The organism is Streptomyces sp. NPDC054841, assembly GCF_053611045.1.
This window is the reverse complement of record NZ_JBSGZO010000266.1, coordinates 1-11,695: the sequence shown is the minus strand read 5'-3', so window position 1 is coordinate 11,695 and position 11,695 is coordinate 1. Positions and strand designations below refer to the sequence as shown.

At 69.1% G+C, this 11,695-nt stretch carries 14 protein-coding genes; 5 read left to right on the top strand and 9 right to left on the bottom strand.

Features of this window, described 5'->3' with window-relative positions:
* Positions 1 to 177 precede the first annotated feature (177 nt).
* Positions 178 to 645 carry an RDD family protein gene (locus ACWGI8_RS28545; RefSeq protein ID WP_453665190.1) on the bottom strand — a complete coding sequence of 156 codons (468 nt, stop codon included), beginning with the start codon at positions 643 to 645 and terminating at the stop codon, positions 178 to 180.
* A gap of 222 nt (positions 646 to 867) precedes the next feature.
* Here ACWGI8_RS28545 and glnA point away from each other — a divergent pair, with 222 nt between their 5' ends.
* Positions 868 to 2,277, top strand: coding sequence for a type I glutamate--ammonia ligase (gene glnA / locus ACWGI8_RS28540; protein ID WP_453665188.1), 1,410 nt, complete (start codon positions 868 to 870; stop codon positions 2,275 to 2,277).
* Positions 2,278 to 2,572: 295 nt separating this feature from the next.
* On the opposite strand, the gene ACWGI8_RS28535 is transcribed toward glnA, so the two are convergent.
* From ACWGI8_RS28535 to ACWGI8_RS28515, 5 genes are all read right to left on the bottom strand, one after another.
* Positions 2,573 to 3,814 carry a PP2C family protein-serine/threonine phosphatase gene (locus ACWGI8_RS28535; RefSeq protein ID WP_453665187.1) on the bottom strand — a complete coding sequence of 414 codons (1,242 nt, stop codon included), beginning with the start codon at positions 3,812 to 3,814 and terminating at the stop codon, positions 2,573 to 2,575.
* 316 nt (positions 3,815 to 4,130) lie between these two features.
* On the bottom strand, positions 4,131 to 4,403 hold the full coding sequence (locus tag ACWGI8_RS28530; RefSeq protein ID WP_453665186.1) for a hypothetical protein: 273 nt from the start codon (positions 4,401 to 4,403) through the stop codon (positions 4,131 to 4,133).
* Positions 4,404 to 4,446: 43 nt separating this feature from the next.
* Positions 4,447 to 4,722 carry a hypothetical protein gene (locus ACWGI8_RS28525; protein ID WP_453665185.1) on the bottom strand — a complete coding sequence of 92 codons (276 nt, stop codon included), beginning with the start codon at positions 4,720 to 4,722 and terminating at the stop codon, positions 4,447 to 4,449.
* Between the two features lie 71 nt (positions 4,723 to 4,793).
* Positions 4,794 to 5,027, bottom strand: a complete 234-nt coding sequence (locus tag ACWGI8_RS28520) for a hypothetical protein (RefSeq protein ID WP_453665184.1) — start codon at positions 5,025 to 5,027, stop codon at positions 4,794 to 4,796.
* A gap of 4 nt (positions 5,028 to 5,031) precedes the next feature.
* Positions 5,032 to 5,601, bottom strand: a complete 570-nt coding sequence (locus ACWGI8_RS28515) for a DUF5994 family protein (RefSeq protein WP_453665182.1) — start codon at positions 5,599 to 5,601, stop codon at positions 5,032 to 5,034.
* A gap of 308 nt (positions 5,602 to 5,909) precedes the next feature.
* On the opposite strand from ACWGI8_RS28515, the gene ACWGI8_RS28510 reads away from it, so the two are divergent.
* Together ACWGI8_RS28510 and ACWGI8_RS28505 are read left to right on the top strand one after the other, a co-directional pair.
* Positions 5,910 to 6,404 (top strand): DUF5994 family protein, encoded by a 495-nt coding sequence (locus tag ACWGI8_RS28510; RefSeq protein ID WP_453665181.1) that lies wholly within the window; start codon positions 5,910 to 5,912, stop codon positions 6,402 to 6,404.
* 286 nt (positions 6,405 to 6,690) lie between these two features.
* Positions 6,691 to 7,101: a hypothetical protein gene (locus tag ACWGI8_RS28505; protein WP_453665180.1), complete on the top strand. Its 411-nt coding sequence runs from the start codon at positions 6,691 to 6,693 to the stop codon at positions 7,099 to 7,101.
* A gap of 399 nt (positions 7,102 to 7,500) precedes the next feature.
* Here the strand turns inward: ACWGI8_RS28505 and ACWGI8_RS28500 are convergent, their stop codons facing one another.
* From ACWGI8_RS28500 to ACWGI8_RS28490, 3 genes are all read right to left on the bottom strand, one after another.
* The gene (locus ACWGI8_RS28500; protein ID WP_453665178.1) at positions 7,501 to 7,653 is read right to left on the bottom strand and encodes a hypothetical protein; all 153 of its coding nucleotides are present in this window, start codon (positions 7,651 to 7,653) and stop codon (positions 7,501 to 7,503) included.
* A gap of 79 nt (positions 7,654 to 7,732) precedes the next feature.
* Positions 7,733 to 8,563: an ABC transporter permease subunit gene (locus ACWGI8_RS28495; protein ID WP_453665177.1), complete on the bottom strand. Its 831-nt coding sequence runs from the start codon at positions 8,561 to 8,563 to the stop codon at positions 7,733 to 7,735.
* A complete protein-coding gene (locus ACWGI8_RS28490; RefSeq protein ID WP_453665176.1) occupies positions 8,560 to 9,474 on the bottom strand; it encodes an ABC transporter ATP-binding protein in 915 nt (304 codons plus the stop codon). Before ACWGI8_RS28490 ends, ACWGI8_RS28495 begins: the two co-directional genes overlap by 4 nt.
* A gap of 131 nt (positions 9,475 to 9,605) precedes the next feature.
* Here ACWGI8_RS28490 and ACWGI8_RS28485 point away from each other — a divergent pair, with 131 nt between their 5' ends.
* Together ACWGI8_RS28485 and ACWGI8_RS28480 are read left to right on the top strand one after the other, a co-directional pair.
* On the top strand, positions 9,606 to 10,922 hold the full coding sequence (locus ACWGI8_RS28485) for a sensor histidine kinase (protein ID WP_453665174.1): 1,317 nt from the start codon (positions 9,606 to 9,608) through the stop codon (positions 10,920 to 10,922).
* Entirely contained in the window at positions 10,919 to 11,575 is a 657-nt protein-coding gene (locus tag ACWGI8_RS28480) for a response regulator (protein WP_453665172.1), read from the top strand. Before ACWGI8_RS28485 ends, ACWGI8_RS28480 begins: the two co-directional genes overlap by 4 nt.
* The last annotated feature ends 120 nt before the right edge of the window (positions 11,576 to 11,695 follow it).

Sequence of the window (11,695 nt, the reverse complement as noted above, 5' to 3'; positions counted from 1 at the left end):
CCCTTCGCGTATCCGTACTGCGTATCCGTACTGCGTATCCGTACTGCGTATCCGTACTGCGTATCCGTACTGCGTATCCGTACTGCGTATCCGTGCCGCGTATCAGCACCCCGCAATCCGTACTCGTCCCCCGAGCCGGATCCGGGGAGACCCGCACCTGAGCGCCAGGGACAGGCCCTAGATGCGCACCTGAACGGCGCGGGAGAGGCGGTCGTGCAGTCCGCGCCCGTCGCGGTCCCAGATGAGCGCGGGGATCGCCAGGCAGAGCAGCACGCTCCGCACGATCACGCGGACGACGCCCAGCCGTCCGCCGTCCTCGGCAACGACGCGGACACCGAGGATCCGCTTGCCGGGCGTGCTGCCGACGGTGCCGACGGTGAGCACACTCAGTACGAGGAAGATCAGCAGCGCCCAGTTGCCGGCCGCCTGCTGGTCACCGTTCGCGAACAGCCCGTATGCGATCAGCATGCACAGGGACCAGTCGATGAAGAGGGCGCCGAAACGCCGCCCGAGAGGGGCGATGGCCCCGGGCCCCTCCTGGGGGAGTCCGAGCTGCTCGCCCCGGTAGCCGAAGTCGGCTCCCATGTCCTCGGCCGCCGCGCGGGGGCCGGAAAGCCACGAACCGATTGCCTGCCTCTTGTCCACCCGTCCACGGTACTGTGCGCGCTTTTGATCACCCCTGCCCGGGTCCGACCGGGGGCGGCGGGACATGATTCATCACCGGTCCGGTTAACTTCTGCGAAACAAATGAGTCATGCTGGAGAAATCCCGCCTGCCTAAGGTCGGGTGCAGCGTGTGCCACCGCACTGGCCGCACGACCGAGCTACGACCCCGCCCCTGCCCCGGGTCGGGAGTAGGAGGAGTTGGATGTTCCAGAACGCCGACGACGCCAAGAAGTACATCGCGGACAACGACGTCAAGATGATCGACGTCCGGTTCTGCGACCTTCCGGGCGTCATGCAGCACTTCACGATTCCGGCCACGGCGTTCGACCCGTCCGAAGAGCTCGCCTTCGACGGCTCGTCGATCCGCGGCTTCCAGGCGATCCACGAGTCCGACATGGCGCTGCGCGCGGACCTGTCCACGGCGCGTCTGGACCCGTTCCGCCGTGACAAGACCCTGAACATCAATTTCTTCATCCACGACCCGATCACCGGCGAGCAGTACAGCCGTGACCCGCGGAACATCGCCAAGAAGGCCGAGGCCTACCTCGCCTCCACCGGCATCGCGGACACCGCGTACTTCGGTCCCGAGGCCGAGTTCTACGTCTTCGACAGCGTGCGCTTCCAGACCAGCGCGAACGAGGGCTTCTACCACATCGACTCCGAGGCCGGAGCCTGGAACACGGGCGCGATCGAGGACAACCGCGGTTACAAGGTCCGCTACAAGGGCGGCTACTTCCCGGCCCCGCCGGTCGACCACTTCGCCGACCTGCGCGCCGAGATCTCCCTGGAGCTGGAGAACGTCGGCCTCCAGGTCGAGCGCCAGCACCACGAGGTCGGCACCGCCGGCCAGGCCGAGATCAACTACAAGTTCAACACGCTGCTCGCCGCGGCCGACGACCTGATGCTCTTCAAGTACATCGTGAAGAACGTCGCCTGGCGCAACGGCAAGACCGCGACCTTCATGCCCAAGCCGATCTTCGGCGACAACGGCTCCGGCATGCACGTCCACCAGTCCCTGTGGCAGGGCGGCGTGCCGCTCTTCTACGACGAGCAGGGTTACGCGGGCCTCTCGGACACCGCCCGCTACTACATCGGCGGCATCCTCAAGCACGCCCCGTCGCTGCTGGCCTTCACCAACCCGACGGTGAACTCGTACCACCGCCTGGTCCCCGGCTTCGAGGCCCCGGTCAACCTGGTGTACTCGCAGCGCAACCGCTCGGCCGCGATGCGTATCCCGATCACGGGCTCCAACCCGAAGGCCAAGCGCGTCGAGTTCCGCGCCCCGGACCCGTCCTCGAACCCGTACCTGGCCTTCTCCGCCCTGATGCTGGCGGGTCTGGACGGCATCAAGAACAAGATCGAGCCGGCCGAGCCGATCGACAAGGACCTCTACGAGCTCGCCCCCGAGGAGCACGCGGGCGTCCCGCAGGTCCCGACCTCGCTCCCGGCGGTCCTCGACGCCCTGGAGGCGGACAACGAGTACCTGCAGGCGGGCGGCGTCTTCACGTCCGACCTGATCGAGACGTGGATCGACTACAAGCGGACGAACGAGATCGCGCCGATCCAGCTGCGTCCGCACCCGCACGAGTTCGAGCTGTACTTCGACATCTAAAGTGCAGGCGGGCTCACCTGGGCCTGAGGTCCGGAGACGTGCTGTGACCTGCGGGAACACTGATCAGCACTTCCCGCTGTTCCCGGCTGTTCTCCAGGGTCTTGTGCACCGGGTGTGCACCGGTCACGCGGATACCTGACCTGCCGTCAGATGTGGCAGCAAGGCCGCCATCTCCAAGGAGGAGGTGGCGGCCTTCGTGGCGATGACTCAGCCGCGCTGTCCCCATCTGGGCAGCCGAATTCGGAGCCGCGGGCCTGCGCGCTTCGGCTCCGTCAACGATGGGGCGGCTATCGGCTCAGTCCAGGGCGGCGAGGTGGTCGGCGGCGCCCCCTCGCCACTCGATGAGGAAGAGGGTCGCGTCGTCGCTGGTGCTTCCGCCCCGTTCCTCCTTCAGGGCGTGGGAGAGGGAGCGCACCACCGCGCGCACTCCCGCCTCCGTCTGCTCGATGCGGTTGACCCAGTGGATGAGCTGTTCCTCGCCGAACTGCTCTTCGCCGGCTTCGTGCTCCTCGATCAGGCCGTCGGTGAAGCACAGCACCCGGTCGCCGCGTTGGAGTACCTGCTCGCTGACCTGGGGCTCTTCACCGCCGAAGCCGACCGGGAAGGTGGTCGGGCCCTCCAGGTGCCGCAGGACCTTGTGGTCGCGGATCAGCAGTGGTGCGGGGTGTCCCGCGTTGACCCACTGCAGGTGGCCCGTTGCGATGTTCAGGCGCATCATCTGCGCGGTGACGAAGTGTTCGGGCCCGAACTGCTCGGCGATGGCCCGGTCCATGAACGCGTAGATCTCGGACAGGCCGATGCCGGCACGTCTGGAGTGCCGGTAGGCGCCGATGGCGACGGTGGCCATCGTGGCAGCGTTGAGGCCATGGCCCATCGCATCGACCACGGCCACATGCAGGATGTCGTCGTTGAGTGCGTAGTCGAAGCTGTCGCCGGCGACGTCGTAGGCGGGTTCCAGGATTCCGGCCACCGCGACCTGGGGGACGGACATCGCCAGCGGTGGGAGCAGAGACCACTGGATCTCCGCGGCCACGCTCATGGGTTCGCGGCGCCGGGTCAGGAAGAACTGGTCGGTGTAGCTGTGCTTGGTGACCAGCATGTCGGCGATCAGTCCCGCGAGCCTGCGCAGCAGGCGCCGGTCGTCGTCATCGACGGTCTCCAGGGTGAGGGCCAGGACTCCCACCTGGTCGCTGCCGTCCAGCAATGGCAGATACATCCGGACGCCGTCGGCCTGCGGTACCTCGACAGGAGTCGCGTTCAGGAAAGCCGTGCCGGCATGGGAGCCACCGATCGGCTCGGGCTCACCGATGCTCAGCCCCCTGCCCGGCAGCGGCACGAGCAGGAGTTGTGCATAGTCCTGCAGGAGGATCGAGATGTCCCGGCCACCGACCCGGGCCACCTCTTCCGCGATCAGCGGGGCGATCAGCTGAGGCGGCATCTCGTGTGCCCGGTCCAGCAGCACCCCCAGCAGCCGCTCACCGAACCCCTCCGACCGGTCCACCGCGCCCTTGCCGGCCTGCCGCTCACTCTCCGCCATCGCCGCGCCCTTTCACCCGTCGGCCCGATGCCGCCTTCACTGGCTGAGCCCGCTGTCTCCAACGAGGCGGTCTCAGCAGCCTGCTTGTTCAGCTCCGGGCTTGCTCGACCGCCACACGGACCTGGTCCGTTCGTTCCCTGCCGTCGTGCCGACAGTGCGCAACGGCCCCGGTGTATACACACCGGGGCCGCCCTTCCGGGTCGGTTGCACGTGAGAGTGCACCGGCCCATTGACCATGCTATGCCTGTGCCGCTTTTCCGGCATAAGGGATTCTTGGGTGATGCGATCTGCAATCGGAAAGGGCTTCAGCGCCGTGTCACCCGCGTCGCTCCTCTTCGGCCTCCATCAGCCGGATTCCCTGATGTGTCAGCGTGACCATCGCGGGTGTGTTTCCCTGTGCCCAGTCGACTGTGACGAGCCCCTCGCCCGCCAGGTACGCACACGCTGCGGCCAGATCCTGCTCAGGCATGTGCAGGTCGCCGCGCAGCTTCGCCCCGGTGACGCCAAGGAGGCGATTGCCTTCTGTGGCCTCGTACAGGGTCTTCATGATCGCTTCGCGGTAGTTCTTCCGCTCGTGGAGCGTTGCCATGATTGCCGCCCACTCATGCCGGGCACCTACGAGGGTCCTTGCCTCAGACCTCGTCCGTCTGTGTGCGGTTCTGCTCGGAGGGCCGACTGGCTGCCAACCAGGACCGTACGGGCTCCGCCGTGCGCCTGGTGTCTACGGTGAGGTGGAGGCGGGTTCCGCCGTCGCTGCCGGCGGGGTAGCTGCGCTGTTCGGTGGCGGCGAAGCGACGGAGTGCCTCTGCGACCCGACGGGCGGCCTCGGGGGACGCCGCGACGATACGCACCTCGGCCCGCCCCTCCGAGGGTGGTGGCTCCGGTGGCTTCACGGTGACCTCGTTCATCTAGTCGACGTGCCGGTGGGCGGGCGTCGTCGCGCCACACCCACCGCCCCCGGTCAGCAGAAGGTCATGCGTCATCCGCGGCCCCGTCGCGGTGTTCGCGGTGGCTGGTGGGTGGTGATGACGGGCGATCCGGCGTGCTCTGCCGGCCGTCGGCCCTTCCGGCTCCGTCGGCCGATTCCCGGCAAGGTGTCGCCGTAGTGGAATGCTGCGATCCGCTCGTCGTGCTGCCCATTGAGCAGATGGATCCACAGCACTCCAATGATGATCATGGCGATGATCACGGACACGGTGATGGCGATCTCCATGACCTCACATCCCTCGGGCGGAGCTCATGGATCCGGGCGGGTTCGGGTTCTCAGCCGCCGCTGAGGCGTGCCCGCCTTCGGTCTCCCACTCCTCTTCCCGGTCCAGCGACTCCTTCGCCTCACGGGAGGTGTCCTCGCTCGCCATCAGAGCGCTGGCGGTGGCGAGCCCACCGGGGATGGCTGCGGCGGCCATCAGCCGGGCGGCGGCAGCCGCGCCGGTCTCCGGCGGGATCACCAGCAGGTCCCAGCGGCCTGCGGTGTACGAGAGCAGGATCAGCTTGTTCGGGTCCTGCTCGCCCTTGAACCAGCCCACGTGCACCGTGTGCCCCGCCACGGGCACCTTGCGCGGGATCACGGGCCAGTGCGCCGGGTTCACCGTGACACGCGTGATCCGGCCCCAACATGCGTCCAGCACGTCGATGAGGGCGGGGAGTTCACGGGAAAGATCGCGAGAGCGAGGCCACCAGGCACCGTCCAGCAGACCTGGAACCGACCCCGCCGGGGTCAGAGACAGGCGGGCCGGTGGTGAGGTCACGCGCTCACTGCTCGTCATACGGTCGATGGTCGCGGCCATGGCGCGGACCTGTCCCCGGGGCGCGTCTTCGACGTCCCGGTGTTGTTGCTCGCCGAGAACGACACCGACGTGGGAGCCGGTGTGCGAAGTACTCCCGGTGTCTTTCACTGTACTCCGGGCGCGGTCCTGTGAACCCGCGCGTGACCAGCGACTTCCACGGGAACCCAGGTGTGGACCCGCAGCCCGCACCGCAGCCCGCAGGCGGACGTGGACGTGGGCTCACGGAGTACGGTGAAACCGGCAGCCGCCCCGACGTCGTCCCAGACGATCAACGATCGCATACCGAACCCCGCAGACGGGTGAGCACCATGTCCGATGCCGACACCCCGCGTGAAACGAAGCTCCTGCCGGACGCGATCCACGAGGCCGTGAAACCCGGTACTGCCCTGCTGCGGCTGGAGACGACACATGCCCGCGAGGGAATCCTCGACGGCGCATGGTGGCCGCGTTCCCGTGACATCGGCGCCGAGCTGCCGAGCCTCATCACCGCGCTGACCGAGCACCTCGGACCCGTCACGCGCGTCGGCCTGGACTCCAGTGCCTGGGAAGACCTACCGACACGACTGATCATCGACGACCGCGTCGTGCACATCGACTCCTTCCCGGTCGGTGACGACACCGTCCTCATCACCCGAGGCGATCGAGACTACTTCTCCCTGCTGGTGATCCCACCGGACACGACCCCGGACGCGGCACACGCAGCGATGGCTCGGGCCGTCCGCGTCGGCAACGCCACGGCCGAGCAGATCCTCATCGACACCGGCACCGACCGGACACGCCCGATCGCCACGGAAGACCCGTAGACGGGCCAGAAACGCCGCAATATGAGGTGAAGCAGATGGCCATGGCCCTCTTTCTCCTGCTGATCGTCGTGGCGATCGTGCTGGGCACCATCGGAGCGGTGACCGAGGGACTGTTCTACCTGCTGATCATCGGCGTGATGATGTCCGGGCCGGGAGGGGGATCCACGCCAGGCGTGCGCGAAGCCCGCCACCCACACCGCACGACGAAGCTGGGGGCTACGAGTGAGCCCGGCCTCACCGGCGTACTCGGGCGCATGCGCGACACGACGCAGGCGACACTGGAGGCATGCGCGTCCGCCGGTTTCCGCCCTCGTCCGTCTACGGACGCCTCCGCGTCGAGCGGCGCAGCCTCACACCCGCCCGCTGGCTGGAGCAACGCCCGCCCGGCGATGACGGATTCGGCACGGTGGCGGGTGTTTGCGCACCCGGCTTCGACGCGTACACGCGGATCCTCCACCCGGCCCGACTCGGTGTGGAACCGGTGCGGTGGGACCAAGTCTCCGCCGTTTACGGCCGGTCGGTGTCCGCGGGGACGTGCTGGTACGAGTTGATCGGCGCCCAGGACCCCATCCTCTACCGCAACGACGACACCCCGGCCGTTCCCGGTGTCTGGGACGAGCACCCACAGGAGGGCCCGGCCCCTGCCGACGTGGCCCGCACCCTGATCTCCGTGCTGTCCCAGCACACCCGTACCTGACCGCTGCTGGTACGGGCTGTGGGACGGCTACGGCCACAACCCTCGTCAGCGGGGCGACGATCACACTGATGACCCGCCGCCGCCTCACCGGGCGACATCCCGCGAGGGTCCCCTCATCGCTCTATCAGCCTGCCTGAGCGCGGTCAGCCGCCGAGCGTGCGGCTCCGTACCTGGTCAACCGGATTGCCGGAGATCGGCGATCAGGGACGGAATCCGCTGCCGAAGGGGGCACTGACTCAGTTGTCTGCCAGGTCACAAGCGTTGATGGCGTGGCTCTGAGGCACACCGCTGTTCTTGAGTGTGCCCCAGCAAATCCATTGCGTGTTTTTCCCGTACGCGCACCCGTTGATCCTCGCGTCGGTCAGCGCGTACCCCCGATCCGCAAGGTACCGCTGGCAGTCAGCCGGTGTGGCCTGAGCCGGAGCTGCCACCACCACCGTCCCGGCAATCAGCGCGGTAGCCGCCAGGGATGAAGCGAAACCCCCAGCGAACAGCTTCTTTATCCTGATCACGAAAATTCCCCCGGTAACTCCAGTAGTTGGTGAATTCCACCTTTCATCCAGGGCAGCAAACACACAAGCATGCGAATCGGCCACATCAGACCGACCTCGACATTCCGATAGATCTGAGCTCACTGGTCGCGGCGGTGCACCGCGGTCACGGCGATGGTGGCGGCGGCGAGCGCCCAGATCGCGTACACCGTCCACGCGCCGGCGGTGGTCCAGGGGAAGGGGACCTGGTAATCGCCGGTCCGGGTCAGGCGCATCCAGGCCTGGAAAGGGAGGGCGTGGGCGAGGACCGCCGACCAGTGGCGGTCCTCGCTGACGACGAAGGGCAGGATCTGAAGGATCGCCACGTTGCCGACCACCGCGGCCGCGCTGTGGCGGACGACGGTGCCGAGGGCCGCGCCGACGAGGGCGCAGAGGGGTGCGAGGAGCGCGGAGGAGACGACCACGCGGAGGGCGCCCGGGTGGCCGAGGGGGACTCCGGCGTCCTTCGTGGAGAGGATCGCCTGGGTCAGGGCGAAGGAGGCCGCTGCGACGACCGCGCCGAAAGCGGTCATGACGGCCGTGATGACGGACACCTTGGCCGCCATCACCGAGCGGCGGGCCGGGACGGTCGCGAACGTCGTACGGATCAGGCCGGTGCTGTACTCGCCGGTGATCGCAAGCGCGCCGATCGCTCCGGCGGCGAGCATCATGACGATGCCCGCGTTGGTGGTGAAGGCGTCCAGCAGCGGCAGCCCGGCGGCGATGAAGTCGGCCGGAGTGGTGCGGTTCTCGTACCAGTAGCGGTGGTGGTCGTAGGCGGTGCCCACGTTGAAGGCCATGACGGCGAGTGCGCTGATCACAAGGCTCCACGGCGTCGACCGCAGCGACCAGAGCTTGATCCACTCGGCGGCGAACAGGTCACGGAACCGGGCGCGGGGCTCGGCGACGGGGAGGGCGGCGAGCGTGGTCATCGGGGGTCTCCGGCGAGGTATTCGACGCTGTCGGCGGTGAGTTCCATGAACGCCTCCTCAAGCGAGGCGGTACGGGTGGTCAGCTGGTGCAGCGGGACGCGGTGGTGGAGAGCGAGTTCGCCGATCCGCGGCGCGTCGAGGCCGGTGACCGTGAGGAGTTCGCCGCCGTCCCGTCGTACGGCCGCGCCCTGCGCGGTCAGCAAATCCGTGAGCTCGGCGGCGTCAGGGGTGCGTACGGTGACGCCGGTCCCCGTGCCGCGTGCCGCGAACTCCGTCAGGCTCTCCGCCGCGATCAGCTCGCCCCGGCCGATGACGACGAGACGGTCGGCGGTGTGCTCCATCTCGGACATGAGATGGCTGGAGACGAACACGGTGCGGCCTTCGGCGGCCAGCCGGCGGAACAGACCGCGGACCCACTTCACACCCTCCGGGTCCAGACCGTTGAGCGGCTCGTCGAACAGCAGCACCGGTGGATCGCCGAGCAGTGCGGTGGCGATGCCGAGGCGCTGCTTCATGCCGAGGGAGAAGCCGCCGATGCGGCGCCGCGCCGCACCGGCCAGCCCGACGTCCTCCAGCACCTCGTCCACCCGGGACCGCGGAATGCGGTTGCTGCGGGCGAGCGCGCGCAGATGCGCCACGGCGCTGCGTCCGCCGTGCACATCGTGCGCGTCGAGGAGTGCGCCGACGTGGCGCAGTCCGCGCGGGCGGTCGCGGTACGGGCGCCCGTCGATGGTGACGGAGCCGCTGGTGGGGTCGTTCAGGCCGAGGATCATGCGGAGCGTGGTGCTCTTGCCTGCGCCGTTCGGGCCGAGGAAACCGGTGACATCGCCGGGGCGGACGGTGAAGGTCAGGTTCCTGACGGCGGTCGTGCCGCCGCCGTATCGCTTCGTCAGTTCGTTGACTTCGATCACGTGGACCACGCTGTCGGTGCGCGCCCCGTATGTCGTCGGACCGCTGCCGACATTCGCGGGGCGGAGTGTCGTCCGTGGGTGTACAACCACGGCCCGATGCCCTGCCGGGAGTGCGTCGTTACCATCGGCGCATGCCCGCCACACCACCGCTCCCCCTGCTCAAGCGCTTGCCGCCGGGCGTCTGGACGGCCTCGGCCTGGGGTGCGGGGACGGTGTTGACGTTCCTCATGCGCCTGAGGCTGCCCGGTCAGGAGTCGCCGGACGTGTGGCCGGGGGTCCTGGTGTTCCGGTGGGACGGCTGGGTGACGCTGGCGGTGGCCACGGTCATGGTGCTGATCGGCAGCCGTCTGTTGCCGCGCCGCCCGCTGGTGGCCCTCGGCGTGATGCTCGCCGCAGCCGTCGCGGAAACGACTCCACTCAGCGTGGGCGAGATCCCGCTGATGCAGTTCCTGGCGGTCGACGTCGCGGTGTACTTCATCGCGGCGACCCGGCCGCGCAGGACGGGGATCATCGCGCTCGCCATGGCGCTCGGCGTGCTGGTGGGCTACATCGCGACGCGGGTGCTGTGCGGCTGGAACGTCGGTACGTCGGCGGAGCTGACCGTGGCACTGACCGCGGTCATCGCCTGGCTCGTCGGCCGCTCGGCGCACCAGACCCGTAAGTACGCCGAGAAGTCGCGCGCCCAGGCCGCCGCCCAGGCGGTCACGGCCGAACGGCTGTGGATCGCCCGCGAGTTGCACGACATGGTCGCGCACAGCATCGGCATCATCGCCCTCCAGGCCGGCGCGGCGAGCAGGGTCATCGATTCCCAGCCGACGGCGGCGCGCGAGGCGCTGTCCACCATCGAGACCACGGGACGGGAGACGCTGTCGGGGCTGCGCCACATGCTCGGAGCACTCCGTCAAGCCGGACCCGGACAGCCCCCGGAGGCTGCGCCGCTCGATCCGCCGCGTGAACCGCCGCTCGGTGCGTCCCTGGATCCGGGGCTGGGCGCGCCCACTGATCCGCCGGGAGATACGCCGCTCGATCCGCCGCGCGATACGCCCCGGGATCCCGGGCTCGGCCTGGCGGACGTCGACCGGCTGGCCGCCGCGACGACAGCGGCCGGTGTCCGCGTCGATGTGCGGTGGCGGGGCGCGCGGCGAGCGCTGCCCCCGGAGGTCGACGTGTCCGCGTACCGGATCATTCAGGAGGCGGTCACCAACGTGGTGCGCCACGCAGGCACGCACACCTGCCGGGTGACCGTCGACCACCGGGCCGACGAGTTGTCCATCGAAGTCCTCGACGGCGGGCGCGGCCACGGCTTCCGCGCCACGGGCACCGGCTACGGCCTGGTCGGGATGCGCGAGCGAGTCGCCCTGCTGCACGGCGAGTTCACCGCCGCGCCCCGCGCCGAGGGCGGCTTCCGCGTCACCGCCCGCCTCCCCGTACCGACAGGAGCCCGATGACCGTCCGCGTCGTACTCGCCGACGACCAGCCTCTGGTCCGCGCCGCTCTCCGGATGGTGATCACCGACGCCCCCGACCTCGAACTCGTCGGGGAGGCCGGGACCGGCGCCGAAGCGGTGCGGCTGGCCGAGAGCATCCGCCCCGATGTCGTGGTGATGGACATCCGCATGCCCGGCATGGACGGCATCGAGGCCACCCGGCTGATCACGGCCGGCCCGAGCAGTGCCCATGTCATCGTCCTGACCACCTTCGACGACGACGAGTACGTGTACGGCGCGCTGCGCGCCGGCGCCGCCGGTTTCCTGGTCAAGGACATGGCGCTGGACGACATCCTCGCGGCGGTCCGCGTCGTCGCCACCGGAGACGGCCTGATCGCTCCGAGCGTCACCCGCCGGCTGATCAAGGAGTTCGCCGGCCGCCCCGCACCGGCCGCCGCGCCGCGCACGGTGGAAGGCATCACCGACCGGGAACGCGAGGTGCTGACCCTCGTCGGGAGCGGCCTGGCCAACGCCGAGATCGCCGGACGGCTCTGCATCAGCGTCGCCACCGCCAAGACGTACGTGACGCGACTGCTCTCCAAGCTCGACGCCCGCGACCGGGTCCAGCTCGTCATCATCGCCTACGAGACGGGCCTGGTGGCACCGCCCCGCTGAACGCTCGCCCTCGTCGGCACGCGGTCGGAGCTGCTCGCCCTGGTCGCCTGGCCGCTCTGGCCGCCCTGGCCGCCCGGGCCGCCGGTCCCGGCGGAACCGGCGGGACCGGCGGGACCGGCG